The organism is Pseudomonas sp. SED1 (assembly GCF_034044025.1).
In the GTDB taxonomy this organism is placed as follows: Bacteria; Pseudomonadota; Gammaproteobacteria; order Pseudomonadales; family Pseudomonadaceae; genus Aquipseudomonas.
Genome location: NZ_JAXCIS010000203.1, coordinates 1 through 17,875, shown reverse-complemented (window position 1 = coordinate 17,875; position 17,875 = coordinate 1). Strand labels below are relative to the sequence as shown.

The following is a 17,875-nucleotide window of genomic DNA, read 5'->3' as shown; positions in this document are numbered from 1 at the left end:
AAGAAAAAGCCACTCTAACGAGTGGCTTTTTTTTGCCTGTGATTTAAGGAATAGACGCTTCGGCGTCTTTTTTCGTTTCTGCGCAAAACTACTGAAATCCAGGGCGATCCGGTACGTTTAAGTATGGTTTTGGGTACCGTCTAATGAAGGGTCGCCAGAGCACACTCCTATCCAGGTTTCCAGATCCGCTGCGCTCATAGGCTTTGCTATCAGATAGCCCTGCGCTTCGGAACACCCCCACTGTATTAAAAGGTCCAGGATTTCTTCATTTTCTACGCCTTCGGCAACGACGCGGTAGCCGAGCCCCTTCGCCAGGCCTATCAGGGTTTTAACCAGTTGCTTGTCATTTTGATTGGTGCCCAGTCCGCTGATCAGTGATTGATCAAGCTTGACGCTAGTGGCCGGTAGTTCCTTCAAATACGCCCAGTTACTGTAGCCCGTGCCGAAATCATCAACGGCAACCTCTACGCCAAACTTACGAACCCGTTCCAGCTGCCGAATGACTTCTTCAGGGTTGGTCATCAGCATGCTTTCGGTAAACTCAAGTTCAAAGCTGGCCGGGTCCAGGCCGTACGTTTGAATTTCATGAATCATCGCGTCTACGAACTCTGAACTCTCCAGATCGCTGACAGTGATATTCATCGCTATCCGCAGGAGCAGACCTTGCGCTTTCCAAACAACCGTTTGCCGGATGATTGCGTTGAGCACCCATAATCCAACGGAGGGTATCAGGGCGGTTTTTTCAGCCAAGGGTATGAATTCAGCAGGGCTGATGGGGCCAAGCAACGGATGGGTCCACCGTAACAATGCCTCTACCGAATGACAGCTTCCGGAAGGCAGTTTGATTTTGGGTTGATACACCAGGCTGAACTGTTTGTCGGACCTGACCGCCTCCGGCAAAGAACTCAACAACATGAAAGCGCGTTGTTGAGCGGCATCAAAATGAGGTTTATAGAGAGACCATCCCAGCTTGCGGTCACGCGCCTCATCTGCTGCGCTGACCAGCAGGCGCAGCCAGTCTTGCTGCCCTGAGCCATGAATAGGCAGGACGCCAATCCCCACTTGCATGAGTATGGGGATGCCGTGGCATTCAACCGGCTTTTTGAAGTCCGTCAGAATACTTGTGCAGATGTGCTCGGTGGTTTGTTCCTCCTCAAGGATGAAGCCAAACCGGGTCGGGCTTATTTTGTAAAGCAGGCACCGCGTGGGTAAGAGTGTTTGCAGGCGAGATTTGATCGCCAGGACCAGGTCTCCCGCAAAGCTATATCCCAGGGCCTTTACGATATCGTTGAGGAACTTTGGCGAGGTAATGTCAACTGCATACACACGGCACGGTTTTTTAAGCTTCAGCGCTTGACGTATATCCTCTTCAAGCCTGAGTCGATTAAACAGCCCCGTGGGTTGGTCTATAAAGTTGCGAGACCGCATGCCCTGTATGCGCATCATCACCAGCTCGGCGAAGCCGTTGAGCATCGCACTGTCACGCTCATTCATGGGGGGGCGGGAGACGGTGTCAATGATGCAGAGACTTCCCAGTGTAAAACCATCCTCCGTGGTCAACGGCGCGCCCGCGTAATAACGAATATGCGGCGGCCCTGTTACCAGGGGGTTGTGTTTGAAACGGGCATCCAGCGTCGCGTCCATCACCTCCAGCAGGGAATTGTCCAGCGTAGAGTAGGCGCAAAAAGAGACTTCTCGCGGTGTCTGCGTTTCTGTCAGTCCCACGCGTGCTTTGAACCATTGCCGGTGTTTATCGACAATTGAAATCAGTGCGATGGGGGCATTGAAGTAGGCAGACGCCATCTCGACGATTTTTTCAAAGACGTCATCGTAGTCGCTGTCGGGTGGACAAAATTTCGCGACCTCTTTTAGCCGTTCAACTTCATTCGGCGGAATAGGAGCGCCTTCGCCCATGACAATCCTCGGAGTGGCTAAGTTCGTACAACAAAGTATCAGACAGTGCCATCATTATGATGTTATTTTTTCTATGCACCAGATAGCGCAAACGTATGCATCCGGGCGGCCACTCCCGGCAAACCTGTTCCCAGGGCATCGTGGTGCCAGGCATTTCCCCGCGTCTAGTTCACCCGGGGGGCTGCCTTGATGGCCATGTACTCATCCTTGACCGCCTCAAAACCATATTTCTCTTCAAGCCGTTTGACGATGAAGTGCCCCCGCGCCATGTCCTGATAGAAGTGGGTGAACAGCGTATTGATGGTCGCCCCGGTAAAGGCGCCCATCACGGGAACGGCCTGCGCCGCGAACTTGCTGGAAATGGTAAAGCCAAACTGGGTCGCGACCTTATCGATCAGGATCGCCAGCCATTTGCCAGCTTGCCCCGGGGACAAGGTGCTGATGGCCTTGGAACCCTGCTTGGCGGCGATCCCCGCCAGTTCCTTCGACAGTTGTTGCATGGCCTGGGTAGTGAAGCTGCGGGTCATGTAGTAACCCGTCTCCGTCGCATCGTCGGCCTGGCGGTTGCCGCCCATGGCAAACACCTCAATACACGCCTGCTTGGTCGCAAAGTCCCCCAGGTCAAAACCTTCGCTGCGCGCCACATCGGCGACCGCGCGCATCATGATGGTGGTGGAGATCGGCAGTTCGACAAACAGCGCCGCAAAACCGAAGGCCCCACCGATAGCGCCCGAGGTCGCCGCGAAGGCTTTGTGCAGCCGGGTCGAGGCCGGTTTTTTCGGGCTGTTCTCCAGGCTCTTCAGCGCCGCGCCGGCGGAGGAGTGCAGCGCCGCCGCCACGGCGCCGTTGATCCTTTTTGAAACCACCCCCGGCAATGCCTTCACCGCGCTTTCAATCGGTGAGCCGATCATGCCGGACAGCCTCGCTGTCAGGGAGGGTGACTCCAGCAGGCCGACGGCCCGCTTGAGTGCCTGGTAGTCCTCGGCGTTGTCTCTGATGCTCACAGGCGTCTCCATGAAGTTTTCCGGTTCTCATAAAACAAAGACACGCGAGGCGGGCCATCGTGCCGTCACGCTTTGCCCAGTATTGACCTGCGCACGTGCTTCGTTCGCCAGCGGGTCGTTTGGCGGTCAGTCATCTTGAACTCGGCTTTTTTTGTCAGGCTCGCGCGGGCAGCGATGGATTCGCTACTATGTGGTTCACCCGAACCCCGTCCGCCGTACCCGTTGGAGCCTCGAATGCCAAGCCAGAAGGACATCACCGCCGAGAGCGGCGCACCGATGATTCCTGATCAGCGCCGTGAGCTGATACTGCGTCAACTGCGCAAGCACCAAGTGCTGAGTGTTCATCAGTTGATGGAGATGTTCGATTGCTCGCACATGACCGTGCGGCGCGACATTGCGTTGCTGGAGCAGGAAGGCCGGGCGTATTCGGTCACCGGCGGGGTACGCATTGCCAGCCAGCTTCACAGCGAGCCGAGCCATCAGCTCAAGGCCGTGGTGGAGTTGCCGCAGAAACAGGCCATGGCCAGGCTTGCCGCGCGCTTGCTGCGTGCGGACATGACGGTTTACCTGGACGCAGGCACCAGTACGCTGGAGATCGTGCCTTACATCAAGGCACTCGCCGGCATGACCGTGGTGACCAACGACTTCGGCGTGGTACAGGCGCTGATGGACGCCCCGCAGGTGACGGTGATTCACACGGGCGGGCAGTTGGATCACTCCAACCATTCGTGTGTCGGCGGGCTTGCAGTGGCCACCCTGCGCCAGGTGGTCACCGACATCGCCTTTATCTCCACCAGTTCCTGGGACCTGCGACGCGGGATAACCACCCCCTCGGCGTTGAAGGTGGAGGTCAAGCAGGTGGCCATGCAGTCGGCGTCGCAAGTGGTGCTGGTGGCCAGCAGTTCCAAGTACGGCACCTTCAGCATGTACAAGATCGCTGGCCTGGAGCAGTTCGATATCGTCATCAGCGACGCTGCGTTGGCCCCCGCCGCAGCGGACGGCATACGCAAGCAAGGCGTCGAACTGATGTTGCCGTCCGACCTCACGCCTGCCTGACGGGTCTTTTCGGTCTGCTGCGAGCGCTGCGCAGGGCAGGGTAGCGTTGTTTAGCGTGCCTTCCAGTCCCGCAACCATTGCAGGCCGGCCGAGGTGTCGCCCCGCGGTCGGTATTCGCAGCCGATCCAGCCGTCATACCCCAGTTCATCGATCAGCTCAAACAGATAAGGGTAATTCAGCTCCCCGAGGTCCGGTTCATGCCGGTCAGGCACGCCGGCAATCTGGATATGGCCAATGCCACCCATGTCGCGGCGCAGCTTCACGGCCAGGTCGCCCTCGACGATCTGGCAGTGATAGCAGTCGAACTGGACCTTCAGGTTGCGGGCGCCGACCTCCTTGCAGATGGCCTGTGCCTGATCCTGGCGGTTGAGGAAAAACCCCGGCATGTCTCGAGTGTTGATCGGTTCCAGCAGCACTGTAACGCCGGCCTGCGCCGCTTGGGCGGCAGCGTAGGCAAGGTTTTCCAGGTACACGCCATGGTGCTGCGCTCGGTCGCTTTGCGACGGCAGCAAGCCGGCCATCACATGGATGCGGGTATTGCCCAGCACGGCGGCGTACTCCAGCGCCCGGTCGAAGCCGGCGCGAAACTCGTCCTCGCGACCCGGTAAGGTCGCGATGCCGCGCTCGCCCGCCGCCCAGTCACCTGGCGGCGCGTTGAACAGGGCTTGCACCAAGCCGTTGTCGCTCAGGCGTTGCTGAAGTTCCTGCGGACTGTACTCATAGGGAAACAGATACTCCACCGCTTCGAATCCGTCGGCGGCAGCAGCGGCGAAGCGCTCTAGAAACGGACGTTCGGGGTAGAGCATGCTCAGGTTGGCAGCAAAGCGAGGCATGTGAACTCCTTCAGACGAAAGGCCAGATCAACAGGGTGACAAGGAAACCCAGGGTACCCAGGAGGGTGGTGATCACCGTCCAGGTGCGCAGGCCGTCGGCCACATTAAGGCCGGCCAGTTTAGTGAAAATCCAGTAGCCGGCATCGTTGATGTGCGACATCGCCAGCCCGCCACCGCCCATGGCCAGGCACAGCAGGGCCATATGGTTGGGCGTCAGGTTGAGCGTGGCAATCAACGGGCTGATGATACCCGCTGTGGTCACCAGCGCCACGGTGGTCGAACCCTGCACGGCGCGCAGCAGCATGGTCAGCAAAAAGCCCAGCGCCAGCACCGGCAGCCCGGTGGTGCGCAGCAAGTCGGAGACCACCGCACCGATCCCGGTGTCCACCAACACCTTGCCGAACACGCCGCCGGCACCGGCGATCAGGATCACCATGGCCACGCCGGGCAATGCCGAGCCGATCACATCGGACACCTGGGTACGGCTCCAGCCGCGACGGGAGCCCAACAGCCAGGCACACAGCAAGGTGTCGAGCAGCAGTGCCACCAACGGAGCGCCGAGGACCGTCATGATCGCCCGCAACGTCGACTCGATGGGCAGCAGCGACGTCGCCAGGGTGCCCAGCAGAATCAGGATGATGGGCAACAGGATCAGGCTGACGATCAGCCCGAACCCCGGCGCCGGAGCGGGCGGCAGCTTGGCAACGAGACTGCTGGTAGATTCTTCGAGACCCATGTGCGCGATGGCGCCAGCACCCTGTTCGACGTTCTGGGCGTTGCCGTTATGCCAGGCGCGCAGGTCATCGTTGGTCACGTGGGGGCCGTAGACTTCGGCACGGATATCATCGGACATCGGATAGAAGCGGCGGGTCATGCGTCCTGCCACGCGGTAGCCGACGTAGCACAGGAAGGCCGTGAGCGGCAGCCCGAACATCAGCACCCGGCCCAGGTCGGCGCCCAGTTGGCTGGCGGCCGCCACGGCACCTGGATGCGGAGGCAGGAAGGCGTGCACCGTGAGCAGCGCCGCGCACATCGGCAAGGCAAATATCAGCAGTGGTTTGCGCGCACGGCGAGCAACGCCATAGGCCAGCGGCATCAGGATGATCACCCCGACTTCGAAGAATACCGGCACACCGATGATGAAGCCGGCCACCGTCAACGCCAGTGGCGTGCGTCGGTTACCGAAGCGTTCGATCAGGGTTTTCGCCAGCGCCTCGGCGCCACCGGACAACTCGATGATGCGACCGATCATGGCGCCCAGGGCGATGATGATTGCGATATGGCCGAGGGTCTTGCCCATCCCGCCTTCGATGGTGGCGACCAGGTCGGCCGGTTTCACCCCGGCGACCAACGCCACCAGGATGCTCACCAGCATCAGCGCCACAAACGGCTGGAACTTGTACTTGAGGACCAGAAACAGCAGCAGCGCGATCCCAAGGCCGGCGGTTGCCATCAGAATAAGCGGGCTCATAGCATCCACCCTTCGCGCTGAACGTCCGGAAGGTAAGTGCCACTGTAAGGTTCAACACTGCAGTAGGGTTTGATCATGCTGGAATGTCCTGTTGTTTTTATTGTTCAGGCACGCAGTCGCGACAGCGTGGCGGCCTCGTCGCGAAGGCGTGCATCAGGGGCGTTGCGAGTAAAACCGGAGACCTACCACTGGGCGCCGAAGGTCTCCCGCAGTTCGTCCAGTGCGGCCTGGTCCAGTGGCGCCGGGCGCGGGTTGCTCATCAGCCAAAGCCGTGCGGTTTCTTCGAGTTCTTCCAGGGCATAGCTGGCCTTGGACACGGAGCTTTCCCAGACCACCGGCCCCAGTCGTTCGAGCATCACGCCGCGTACGCGGTTGGCCAGTTGCGCCACCTGTTCGGCGACATTGGGGGCGCCAGGGCGTTGATAGTTGATCAACGGGATATGGCCCACCTTCATCACCTGGTACGGCGTCAGCGGCGGCAGGATGTCGTCCTGGCTCCACACCCCGGCTAGGGTCAAGGCCACCAGGTGCGTGGAATGGGTATGCACCACGCCACCGACGCCAGGGTTGCGATCGTAGACCTGGCGATGCAGGGCCAGGGTTTTCGACGGCTTGTCGCCCGACACCCATTTGCCCACCAGATCGACCTTGGCAATGGCCGCAGGATCCAGGCGCCCAAGGCAGGCGTCGGTGGGGGTGATCAGCCAGCCGTCATCGAGCCGGGCGCTGATGTTGCCGGCGCTGCCCACCGTAAACCCGCGCTGGTAGAGGCTGTGCCCAACTGTGCAAATCTCCTCGCGCAGTGCGTTTTCGCGGCTCATTGCGCACCTCCGGCCAATTGCTTCAGGGCCTTGTCGAAAAAGTCCCGGCCGCCGAAGTTGCCGGACTTGAGAGCCAGCGCCAGCGGCTCAACCGTGTTGCTGACGGTGGCCGGCACCCCGGGGTCGATCTGCGCGCCAATCTGCAACAGCTGTACGCCGAGAGCCTTGACTACCGCACCGGAGGTTTCACCGCCTGCGACAACGAAGCGCCGTACGCCGCTGTCGCGAAGGGCCTGGGCGATGGCGCCCAAGGCGTTCTCCACCAGCTCGCCCGCATGCTCGACGCCCAGTTGCTGCTGGACCGCCCTGACTTCGTCCGGGGTGCTGGTGGCGTAGATCAAGACGGTGTGTGGCTGGTTGCGTGCAAAAGCCACGGCGTTTGCCACCACCGGTTCACCGGCCGCCAGGGCCAGTGGGTCGATGCGCAGCGCTGGCCGCCCGGCCTCGATCCAGGCGGCAACCTGGCCATTGGTGGCGATCGACGCGCTGCCGGCCAACACCACGTCGCCGCCTTCCACCATTGGCAGTGAGGCCGGGTCGAAGTCGCGCAGCTTGCCGGCACGGCGGAAGTTTTCCGGAAGCCCCAGGGCCAGGCCCGAACCACCCGTCAACAGTGGCAAGTCGGCGCAGGCGGCGCCGAGGGTATAAAGGTCCTGGTCGGACAGCGCATCGGCAACCGCCATGCCCACACCTTGGGCGCGCAGTTCGGCGATCTTCTCGCGAACCTGCGCAACGCCCTGGGCGATGCTGTCGTAGCGCAGCAGCCCAACCTTGTATGAGGTTTGCGACTGCAACACACGGACCAGGTTGGCATCGGTCATGGGTGTCAGCGGGTGGTGCTGCATGCCCGACTCATTGAGTAACTGGTCTTGCACGAACAAATGGCCACGGAAGATCGTCCGGCCGTTTTCCGGAAACGCCGGGCAGGCGAGGGTGAAGTCACTGCCCAGCGCCTTGAGCAGCGCTTCGCTGACCTGGCCGATATTGCCGGCGGACGTCGAGTCGAACGTGGAGCAGTACTTGAAGAAAATCTGCTCGCAACCCTGTGCGCGCAGCCACTCCAGGGCGGCCAGGGAGTCGGCGATGGCTTCGGCAGCGGGCAGGGTGCGAGATTTCAGGGCAATGACGATGGCGTCTGCGTCCAGCCCGGCCGCGACTTCGTCGCTCGGAATGCCAATGCTCTGCACCGTACGCATTCCGCCGCGCACCAGCATATTGGCGAGGTCGGTGGCTCCGGTGAAATCGTCGGCAATGCAGCCCAGCAAAGGGCGTGCGGCAGGTAGGTTCATGGCGCGGTCCTTATACGGAGTCAGGCTTGGCGGTCGGCAGTTCGATGCCAGGGAAAATCTTGATCACCGCCGAATCGTCCTCACGCCCGAAACCGGCGCTGGAGGCCTGCATGAACATCTGGTGCGCGGTGGCCGACAGCGGCAGCGGAAACTTGCTGGCCCGTGCGGTATCCAGCACCAGGCCCAGGTCCTTGACGAAAATATCCACGGCGGACAACGGCGTGTAATCGGCCTTGAGAATATGCGGCACGCGGTTCTCGAACATCCAGGAATTGCCGGCACTGTGGGTGATCACCTCGTACAAGGCATCGGCGTCGACCCCTTCGCGCAGCCCCAGCGCCATCGCTTCGGCGGAGGCGGCAATGTGCACGCCCGCCAGCAACTGATTAATGATCTTGACCTTGGAGCCCAGGCCATGCACGTCCCCCAGTCGATAGACCTTGCCGGCCATGCCCGCGAGCACCGCATCCGCCTTGGCATAGGCTTCGGACGGGCCGGAAGTCATCATGGTCATTTCGCCGGCCGCGGCCTTGGCGGCGCCGCCGGAGATCGGCGCGTCCAGGTACAACAACCCGGCTTCTGCCAGGCGCTGGCCCAGCTCCACCGCATAGGTCGGCGCCACCGTGGCACAGCCAATCACCAGGCTTCCCGGGCGCAATGCGGCGGCCGCCGAGTGCTCACCAAACAGGACGGTCTCGGTCTGTTCGGCATTCACCACCACGGTGATGATCACATCGCATTCACCCGCCATCTGTGCCGGTGAGCTGCAGGCTACGCCGCCTTCGCTGGCGAACTGTTGTGTGACGGCTTCACGCACGTCACAGGCATGCACATTGAAACCGTTGCGCAGCAACGAGCGGGCAATGCCCAGGCCCATCGCGCCAAGTCCAATAACGCCTACGTTCTTATTATTCATGGGGGTTCCTGTTTTGTGGTCAGGGGGTGATACGTGTTGGGCTGATAATCCACCAGTGATCAGATTATGTGAAGTAATTTTTTCAAATAACATATTTTAACATTGGCGGTGTGAGCGTCGCGCAGGCTCGGGTGGCACCCGGCAAAGCGCACTAAATTGACGTCAAATAAAAAGGCTGCCGGGCTGTGTTTAGTTCCGTACCGGACAGCCGATAGCGCCTTTAGAGTCCATTGCTCTGAAGGGGTACGTCATGTTCAATAAAACGTTGAGAACAGAACTGGCGGCCAGGACGGCCGATGTTGCAGGGTACAAAGGATTGGTGGCTGCGCTTGAGCGCTCGATGGCCGTGGTCGAGTTCGACTTGAACGGCAAGGTGCTTCGCGCCAACGATAACTTCTTGCAGGCGTTGGGATACCGCCCGGATGAATTGAGTGCAACGTCACATCGGGACTTTTGCTTGCCTGCATTGACGAACAGCGCGGCGTACGGCGAATTCTGGGCCGCGCTTCGGGCCGGCAAATTCGTTTCCGGCACCTTTCAGAGGGTCAATAAAGACGGGCAGACGGTCTGGCTGGAGGCCAGTTATAACCCGGTGCTGGACGAACGTGGCCAGGTGTTGAAGGTCGTCAAGTATGCGCTTGTCGTCACCGACAAAGTGGCCCAGGAGGCCGCCACCCGCAGCAAGCTCGTGGCGCTGGACCGGGCCATGGCGGTGATCGAGTTCGACCTGAGCGGCAATGTGCTGGTCGCCAACGAAAACTTTCTGAATGTCATGGGTTATGGGCTGGCGGAACTCAAGGGTAAGCATCACCGCCTGTTTTGCGAACCCGGCCTGGTTAACAGCAATGAGTACACCGACTTCTGGCGTCGCCTGAATGCGGGCGAGTTTTTCAGCGGGCAATTTAAACGCCTGGGCAAGCACGGCCGCGTCGTGTGGCTGGAGGCAAGCTATAACCCGGTGTATGACGCCGACGGCAAGTTGACCAAGATCGTCAAGTTCGCCAGTGACATCACCGAGCGGGTCGAGAAATTCGAGGCCGACTCCCGCGGCGCTTCAAGGGCTTACCATATTTCTGCCGAGACCGAGAAGTTTGCCGAGCAGGGCACCCAGGTCATTCAAGAGACCGCCAGTGAGATGCGCCGCATTGCCGAAAACATCGGGGCGTCTGCGCGACTGGTGGGGCAACTGGGCGATCGCTCCGAGCAGATCACCGCGATCGTCAATACCATTCGCGGGATTGCCGACCAGACCAACCTGCTGGCGCTCAATGCCGCCATCGAGGCCGCCCGGGCAGGGGATCAAGGGCGAGGGTTTGCCGTGGTCGCCGACGAGGTGAGGCAGCTGGCGGGGCGCACCAGCCGCTCCACGGCGGAAATCGCCGAGATGATCAGCAAGATTCTCGCCGAGACACGGGACGCGGTTGTCAGCATGAATGCCACCCAGGAAGGTGCGCAGCGCGGCGTTACGCTGGCCGATCAAGCCGGTTCGGTGATTTTGCAGATTCGCAACGGCACCAGCGACGCGGTCGAGGCGGTGAGCATGTTCGCTTCCAAGCTCGATGAATCCGAAGTGATTCCAAAGACCGCCATCAGCTGGGTGGGGTAGAGCCTCAAGCTGCGCCTTGCTCTTGACGTCGAACAGGGAATAGAAAAAGCGCCACTCATTGAGTGGCGCTTTTTTTTGCCCGCGCTGTAAGCGGTTCAGGCATTACCCTCAGCGAAATACCTAGAACTTAAAGCGCCCCACCAGGCCCTTGAGCTGACCGGAAATATCCGTCAACCGTCCGGACCCGGTCTGTGCCGAATGCGCAAAGCCTTCCACCAACTGCGCGTCGGCATGGATCTGCGCGATGTGCCGGTTGATCTCTTCGGCCACCTGGTGCTGCTCCTCGGCGGCGGTGGCGATCTGGGTGTTCTGGTCGCGAATCGAGTCGACCGAGCCGCGGATCTTGTCGAAGCTGTCGCGAGCCTGCTGGATGCGTTCCACGCTGGTGTGGGACACCAGCAGGCTGCCCTGCATCTGTTGGGTGACTTCCTGAGTGCGGCGGGCGAGGTTGCCCAGCAGGCTGTCGATTTCGCCGGTGGAGTCGGCGGTGCGTCGGGCCAGCGCACGCACCTCGTCGGCGACCACAGCGAACCCGCGGCCCTGGTCACCGGCACGTGCGGCTTCGATGGCGGCGTTAAGCGCCAGCAGGTTGGTCTGTTCGGCAATCGAGCGGATGGTGTCGAGGATCGTGTTGATGTTTTTGCTGTCCTGCTCCAGTTGTTGCATCGTCTGGGTGGAGCGCTGCAGGTCTTCGCTGAGCTTGAGCACGCTGCCAGTGGCTTCGCCGATATGCTGCTGGCCGTCGTGTACATCGCGGTAGCCTTCGTCGGCACTCGATGCGGCGGCGCTGCAGGAGCGGGCGACTTCGTTGGCGGTCGCCACCATTTCGTTGAAGGCGGTGCTGACCAGCTCCACGGCCTCACGTTGGCGGCCTGCCGCCTGGTTCATGTTGTGGGCCACATCGCGGGTGTCGGCGGCGGCGGCTTGCAGGTCGGAAGAGGCATTGCCGATGCGCTGCACCAACTGGGCGATCATGCTCAGGAACTGGTTGAACCAGCCCGCCAGGCTGGCGGTTTCGTCCTTGCCCTGCACTTTGAGTTGGCGGGTGAGGTCGCCTTCACCTTCGGCAATCTCTTGCAGGCCGTCGGCCACCCCGCGAATCGGGCGCACGATCACGCTGGCAAAGCTGGCGCCGACAATCGCGAACACCACGGCCAGTGCGGCGGCGATGGCGGCGATCAGCCAAGTCAGGCGAGTGGCGCCGGCCATCACTTCGTCGCGCTTGATCAGGCCGATAAAACGCCAGCCCAGGTCTTTGGAACTGACCACGTTGGCCATGTAGGTCACACCCTCGATGTCGACCTGGGTCACGCCGTCGCCACGCTTGGCCAGCTCGGCATAATTAGCGCCCAGGTCGGCCATCGGTTTGAAGTTGTGCTTGGCGTCGCTGGGGTCTACCAGCACGTTGCCGTTGGCTTCCACCAGCATCAGGTAGCCGCTGTCGCCGAGCTTGATGTTGCGCACCAGTTCGGTGAGTTGCTTGAGCGACACGTCCAGGCCGACGACGCCAAGGATCTTGCCCGTATCGTCGGTGACGGTGTGCACGGTGCCGATCAGCGACACATCGTCTGGTGCCCAATAGTACGCGCCGGTACGCACGGTCTTGCCTGGCGCGGCGATGGCCGCCTGGTACCAGGGGCGCACGCGCGGGTCGTAGTTGTTCAGTTTGGTGTCGTCAGGCCAACTGGCGTAACCGCCGTCGCTCAGTCCCAGGGACAGGTAGGCGGTGCTGGGATGGCTTTTGGCGAACTGGTCGAAAATCCCCAGAAGGTCCTTGTTGGTCGTAGTCAGCGGGATTTGCGCGGCGTCGGCGCCGGCATAACTCTTGAGGTCCCTGGCCGCGACAACGCGCGGGTCTTTGGCCACGTATTCGACGTTCTGGCTGATGCCGTCGAAAAACTGCTTCATGCCGTTGTCGATCTGACGGATCTCGCGGCCGCTGCTGTCGAGGAAATTGGCCATGGCCCCCTCGCGCACATTCAGCACCACCAAAATGGCCACCAGGATGACCGGCAGGCACGCGATGGCCGCAAAGGCCCAGGTCAGCTTCTGCTTGATATTCATGACTTCACCTGCGGGTATTTATAGTTTTGGCAAGGAGAAAACAGTTGCGTCGAACGTCGCATGTGTTGTTTTGAAGGCGGGTGTGGCCATGCGTACCCTCTGTGTATCGACTGCGGGGGCGCTCACTTGAGGGCGAACGCACAGTTTACCGGTGGGGGCTGGTGGTCTCATTCCTCGAACACAGCGCCATCAAACGCCGCTGCTAAACGTGATGTATAAGTTTCTCAAACGTCATCAACCATCTTTTTCCGGCGTGATACGCTAGCCTCACTTTTGAATTGGCACTGGTCGTTCCCGCGTATACGGCGACAGTGAGGAGTGAACATGTCGAAAATTTCCCACCATGATCTGCGGCGCTCGTTTCGCGAGCTGCTGGCCTCCCAGCACTGCTTTCACACCGCCTCGGTGTTCGACCCGATGTCTGCCAGGATCGCTGCAGACCTGGGCTTCGAAGTCGGCATCCTGGGTGGCTCGGTGGCGTCGCTGCAGGTTCTGGCTGCGCCGGACTTTGCGCTGATTACCCTGAGTGAGTTCGTCGAGCAGGCCACCCGCATCGGCCGGGTGGCGCAGCTTCCGGTGATCGCCGACGCCGACCACGGCTACGGTAATGCCCTCAACGTGATGCGCACCGTCCAGGAACTGGAGCGTGCGGGCGTTTCAGCGCTGACCATTGAAGATACCTTGCTGCCCGCGCAGTTCGGGCGCAAATCCACCGACCTCATCAGCACGGAAGAGGGCGTGGGCAAGGTCAAGGCAGCCCTGGAAGCGCGGGTCGATCCGCAGCTTTCGATCATCGCGCGGACCAACGCCGCCGTGCTGCCAGTGGAAGACGTCATCCATCGCACCAAGGCATATCAAGAAGCCGGCGCAGATGGCATCTGCATGGTGGGCATCCGTGACTTCGACCACCTTGAGCAGATCGCCGAAGGCCTGACGGTTCCGCTGATGCTGGTGACCTACGCCAACCCGAACCTCAATGACAACGAACGCCTGGCCAAGCTGGGTGTGCGGATTGTGGTTGCCGGCCACGGCGCCTACTTCGCCTCGATCAAGGCTACCTACGACAGTCTTCGTGAACAGCGCAACCTCACGCGCAGCACATCGAACCTGACCGCCAGCGAACTGACCCACACCTACACGTTCCCCGACACCTACGTGAACTGGGCCAAAGAGTTCATGGATGTCCAAGAGTGACAGTGGCGGCCTGACCAATGGTGTTGGCGCGGTGGTGATTCACCGCGCCCGGGCGTCACCGTCCTTGTCTAAGCTAATTCCATAAAATTATTTATTTTATTTTTTATAGAACAATATCCTCTAACTGAGTTGACCCTTGGTGCGCCGGGACTGGCGCTGCTCAAGCCTTATCCGCTCAGGAATCTATAAAAATGAAAACGCTGAAACTGGCCCGGAATCTCATTTCGGCCGTGGGCCTCGCTGTCCTTTCCCTAAGCGCTCACTCCGCCGACCTTACCATCGGCTACATCAACGGCATCGACCCCCTCAAACGCGCCATCGCCGACGGCGAATATGAAAAAGGCATCGGCCAGAAAATCGATTGGCGAAAGTTCGACGCCGGCCCGGCCGTCCTTGCCGCCATGGCTTCAGGCGATGTGCAGATCGGCAACCTGGGTTCCAGCCCGCTTGCCGCGGCGGCGTCGCGAAACATGCCGCTGGTGGCGTTCATTGTCAGCGCGCAGATTCGCAGCTCCGAGGCGCTGGTGGTACGCGATGGCAGCGGGATCAGAATCCCTGAAGACCTGATCGGCAAAACCATCGCCGTGCCGTTTGTGTCGACCTCCCATTACAGCCTGCTGGGCGCGCTGAAGCATTGGAACCTGGACCCGCGCAAGGTCAACATCGTCAACCTCACCCCGGCGCAAATCACCGCCGCCTGGAGCCGTGGCGATATCGACGGGGCGTTTACCTGGTCGCCTGCCCTGGGTGAAATTCGCAAGACCGGCAAGATTCTGACCGATGCTGCCGAGGTTTCGAATTGGGGAGCACCGACCTTTGAAGTATGGGTGGCACGCAAGGACTTCGCAGAAAATAACCCGAAAGTGGTAGCCGATTTTGCCAAGGTCAGCCTGGCAGCGATTGCCGATTACGCTGCGCATAAAAAGGACTGGACCGCTGATTCCGCACCTGTAAAAAGCATCGCCCGACTCACAGGCGCCAACGCTGCGGATATTCCCGAGCTGCTCGAAGGCTCATCGTTCCCGAGCGCCGCCGAACAAAAAAGCGCCCAATACCTCGCCGGCGGCACCGCCAGGGAAATCGGCAAAACCGCCGAATTTCTGAAAGAGCAGGGGAAAATCGAAAAAGTCCTGCCTGACTACTCCGCCTTTGTCAGCGACAAGTTTGTCGGAGAGTAACCATGGGCCTTACGCTTCGTCCTCTCGGCCCAGCCATCGGCGCCGAGGTCGAGGGGCTGGACATGTCCCGGCCTCTGAGCGATCAGCAGCAGCACTGGGTGGAGCAAGCGCTGCTGCAGCACCAGGTGCTGTTCTTCCGTAATCAGGCAATTACACCTGCCGAACACGTGGCGTTTGCCGCGTGTTTCGGAGATTTGCACCGGCATCCGATCTATCCCCATGTGGACCAGCACCCTGAGTTGCTGCTGATCGACACCGCGGTGACCGACGTACGCGACAACGCCATCTGGCACACCGACGTGACGTTTCTCGCCGCGCCGGCAATGGGCTCCGTGCTGGCGGCCAGGCAGGTGCCGGCTTTCGGTGGCGATACATTGTGGGCCAACGGCGTGGCCGCGTTCGAGGCGTTATCGGCCCCCATCCGGCGCCTGCTCGACGGCCTGACCGCTACCCACGAATTGATCAAGTCCTTTCCCACCGAGCGCTTCGGCAGCACGCCCGAAGCACTGGAGCGCTATGAAAAAGCCAGGAAGGATCATCCGCCGCTGTCACACCCGGTGGTCAGGACGCATCCCGCCACGGGCCATAAGGCGCTGTTCGTGAATGAAGGCTTTACCACGCGAATCAATGAGCTGGAGGCGGCGGAAAGTGATGCGCTGCTGCGGCTGTTGTTCAGCCACGTGAGCCGCCCGGAATTCACCGTGCGTTGGCGATGGAAGGCGAATGATGTAGCGTTCTGGGATAACCGCATTACCCAGCATTACGCGATTGATGATTACCGTCCCAATAGACGGGTCATGCATCGCGCGACGATTTTGGGGGATGTGCCTTTTTGATGGAGAATCAGGCGATGGACCTGCCTTTGGTGATCAACCCGGACGACTATCTGGAAACCGAGTTCGGCCGGGAGTACACGCCTGAGCGCAATCGACAGGCATGGCAGCTCGCGTATGCACGCTTGAAGGAAGTACTGTCACAAGCGGTCGAGGGCTCTCATGTCTACGTGGTCATGGGCGTGCAGGGCGCTGGCAAGTCTCGCTGGGTGGCGGAAAACCTTGACCGATTGGGTCGCGGGGCGATCGTCTTCGATGCTGCCCTGCCGGCGCGGCGTCATCGGGAGGAGCTGCTTTCCATCGCGAGGGAATATGCAATCCCGGTGATCGGCATTCTGGTGAGTGCACCGCTGGCGTTGGCGCTGTCGCGAAATGCCCAACGCAATGCTGACAAAAGAGTGCCAGAGGACGCGCTGAAAAGCGTGTTCAGCATGCTTGAGCCACCCAGTGAAGATGAAGGATTTGTGTGGGTACAGACCATTGAACAACAGGCGCCGCTGCCCACAACCCTGCAAACTGCCCGGATGACCCTGGTTGCGCCTGATGTGGCGCTCGCAGAAGAACTCGCCGATGCCTTGAACGCCAGCTACGCACTGCACCGCCAGTTTCTCGAGTGGAGCAAGCCGCACTGGACGCTGGAGGACACGCAGGAAAGCCTCCAGCGCGCGATAAAAGACTTCGATGCACCTGCCGGGGAGAAAAGGTACTTTCTGTTATCTCGTGATGAGCCCCAGGCATTGGTGGGCTGTATCGGCCTGCTGCCGCTTGCCGATGAGGTTCACAGCTTCGAAATCGGCTATTGGGGTAATCAGGCTCACACCGGTCTTGGGCTGATGAGGGAGGCATTGACTGTTCTGGTTTCACAGTTGAGCGGGCACACACTACGCCTGACCACCTCTTCGGCGAACTTATCCAGCCAACGACTGGCTGAGGCAGCGGGGTTTGAATGGGTGGAAACCCTTCAAGGCGCGCGGCGCTGCGAGTACTTCGGGGTACGCGATACACTGGTTTACCGTCGGGTCGCACGCTGACCCTAGAGGTACTCACACTCCGCCCGTAGCAGCGATAGCTGAACCAAGTCCTGATGAGCCCCGTTCCAGTAACCCGCCTGCCTCAGCGTTCCTTCACGCACGAACCCGGCTTTTTCAAGCAGGTTCAGTGAGCGGGCATTGTCGGGATGAACCAGCGCCTCGATCCTGTTGAGTTCCATGTGCTGGAACGCCCATCGAACGGCGGCGTAAACCGCCTCCTTCATCAGCCCGCGGCCTTGTGCCGATTGCGCCATCTCAAAGCTGATCGCACAGCTTCGCCACCCACGATTCCATTTAAAGAAACCACAGGTGCCGATCAGCTCTGCCGTGGCGGTGTCCTCAATCCCCCAGCGAATGCCTGGGTTGGGCGACGTACGCCAACTGGCAAATACCTCAATCAATTGCTCCGCTTGGAGAGGCTCGGTCAGCGGATCGGTGCCGAACCACTTCATTGCCTCTGCGTCGCCATGAATCGCAAACAACGCCGCCGCGTCCTGCTGTCTCAGCTCCCTGAGGGTCAGGCGTTCGGTTTTGACGATGGGGAATTCGGACACTGGCGGCGTCACCTTTAAGAAAAACGATTCTCTAAGGTGTGTCTTACACGGCAAAAAATCAATCAAGTGGGCCCATGATCGCTGCCACGCAGCGTGTGGGGAGTGAAAGCA

14 protein-coding genes and 3 pseudogenes are annotated in these 17,875 nt (G+C 60.5%); 7 read left to right on the top strand and 10 right to left on the bottom strand.

What is annotated here, in order from left to right; all coding sequences use genetic code 11:
• Positions 1-117: 117 nt before the first annotated feature.
• Together SNL23_RS26380 and SNL23_RS26375 are read right to left on the bottom strand one after the other, a co-directional pair.
• Entirely contained in the window at positions 118-1,914 is a 1,797-nt protein-coding gene (locus SNL23_RS26380; RefSeq protein ID WP_318304100.1) for a sensor domain-containing phosphodiesterase, read from the bottom strand.
• A 164-nt stretch (positions 1,915-2,078) separates the two neighbouring features.
• Positions 2,079-2,930, bottom strand: coding sequence for an EcsC family protein (locus SNL23_RS26375; RefSeq protein WP_076016411.1), 852 nt, complete (start codon positions 2,928-2,930; stop codon positions 2,079-2,081).
• A gap of 222 nt (positions 2,931-3,152) precedes the next feature.
• On the opposite strand from SNL23_RS26375, the gene SNL23_RS26370 reads away from it, so the two are divergent.
• Entirely contained in the window at positions 3,153-3,974 is an 822-nt protein-coding gene (locus SNL23_RS26370) for a DeoR/GlpR family DNA-binding transcription regulator (RefSeq protein WP_318304099.1), read from the top strand.
• Positions 3,975-4,024: 50 nt separating this feature from the next.
• Here SNL23_RS26370 and otnI read toward each other — a convergent pair whose 3' ends face one another.
• From otnI to ltnD, 5 genes are all read right to left on the bottom strand, one after another.
• On the bottom strand, positions 4,025-4,807 hold the full coding sequence (gene otnI / locus SNL23_RS26365; protein ID WP_167665570.1) for a 2-oxo-tetronate isomerase: 783 nt from the start codon (positions 4,805-4,807) through the stop codon (positions 4,025-4,027).
• A 10-nt stretch (positions 4,808-4,817) separates the two neighbouring features.
• On the bottom strand, positions 4,818-6,278 hold the full coding sequence (locus tag SNL23_RS26360; protein WP_318304098.1) for a GntT/GntP/DsdX family permease: 1,461 nt from the start codon (positions 6,276-6,278) through the stop codon (positions 4,818-4,820).
• 182 nt (positions 6,279-6,460) lie between these two features.
• Positions 6,461-7,099, bottom strand: coding sequence for a 3-oxo-tetronate 4-phosphate decarboxylase (otnC, locus tag SNL23_RS26355; protein ID WP_167665568.1), 639 nt, complete (start codon positions 7,097-7,099; stop codon positions 6,461-6,463).
• Positions 7,096-8,388 (bottom strand): 3-oxo-tetronate kinase, encoded by a 1,293-nt coding sequence (gene otnK / locus SNL23_RS26350; protein ID WP_318304097.1) that lies wholly within the window; start codon positions 8,386-8,388, stop codon positions 7,096-7,098. Before otnK ends, otnC begins: the two co-directional genes overlap by 4 nt.
• 10 nt (positions 8,389-8,398) lie before the next feature.
• A complete protein-coding gene (gene ltnD / locus SNL23_RS26345) occupies positions 8,399-9,397 on the bottom strand; it encodes an L-threonate dehydrogenase (protein WP_083676702.1) in 999 nt (332 codons plus the stop codon).
• Between the two features lie 157 nt (positions 9,398-9,554).
• Here ltnD and SNL23_RS31670 point away from each other — a divergent pair.
• Together SNL23_RS31670 and SNL23_RS31665 are read left to right on the top strand one after the other, a co-directional pair.
• Positions 9,555-10,319, top strand: a pseudogene (locus tag SNL23_RS31670) (PAS domain-containing protein); the annotation flags it as partial.
• Positions 10,293-10,910 (top strand): methyl-accepting chemotaxis protein, encoded by a 618-nt coding sequence (locus SNL23_RS31665; RefSeq protein ID WP_371103561.1) that lies wholly within the window; start codon positions 10,293-10,295, stop codon positions 10,908-10,910. The pseudogene SNL23_RS31670 and the gene SNL23_RS31665, both read left to right, overlap by 27 nt.
• 120 nt (positions 10,911-11,030) lie before the next feature.
• On the opposite strand, the pseudogene SNL23_RS31660 reads toward SNL23_RS31665, so the two are convergent.
• Together SNL23_RS31660 and SNL23_RS31655 are read right to left on the bottom strand one after the other, a co-directional pair.
• Positions 11,031-11,573: pseudogene (locus tag SNL23_RS31660) on the bottom strand (methyl-accepting chemotaxis protein); the annotation flags it as partial.
• A gap of 321 nt (positions 11,574-11,894) precedes the next feature.
• Positions 11,895-12,872, bottom strand: a pseudogene (locus SNL23_RS31655) (HAMP domain-containing protein); the annotation flags it as partial.
• Positions 12,873-13,298: 426 nt separating this feature from the next.
• On the opposite strand from SNL23_RS31655, the gene SNL23_RS26330 reads away from it, so the two are divergent.
• The 4 genes from SNL23_RS26330 (at position 13,299) to SNL23_RS26315 (ending at position 17,210) form a co-directional block, all read left to right on the top strand.
• On the top strand, positions 13,299-14,168 hold the full coding sequence (locus tag SNL23_RS26330) for an isocitrate lyase/PEP mutase family protein (RefSeq protein WP_076016403.1): 870 nt from the start codon (positions 13,299-13,301) through the stop codon (positions 14,166-14,168).
• Positions 14,169-14,359: 191 nt separating this feature from the next.
• Entirely contained in the window at positions 14,360-15,346 is a 987-nt protein-coding gene (gene tauA / locus SNL23_RS26325) for a taurine ABC transporter substrate-binding protein (RefSeq protein ID WP_076016402.1), read from the top strand.
• 2 nt (positions 15,347-15,348) lie between these two features.
• On the top strand, positions 15,349-16,182 hold the full coding sequence (tauD, locus tag SNL23_RS26320) for a taurine dioxygenase (protein WP_318304094.1): 834 nt from the start codon (positions 15,349-15,351) through the stop codon (positions 16,180-16,182).
• Between the two features lie 14 nt (positions 16,183-16,196).
• Positions 16,197-17,210, top strand: a complete 1,014-nt coding sequence (locus tag SNL23_RS26315; RefSeq protein WP_076016400.1) for a GNAT family N-acetyltransferase — start codon at positions 16,197-16,199, stop codon at positions 17,208-17,210.
• A gap of 2 nt (positions 17,211-17,212) precedes the next feature.
• Here the strand turns inward: SNL23_RS26315 and SNL23_RS26310 are convergent, their stop codons facing one another.
• A complete protein-coding gene (locus SNL23_RS26310) occupies positions 17,213-17,764 on the bottom strand; it encodes a GNAT family N-acetyltransferase (protein ID WP_076016399.1) in 552 nt (183 codons plus the stop codon).
• Between the last annotated feature and the right edge of the window lie 111 nt (positions 17,765-17,875).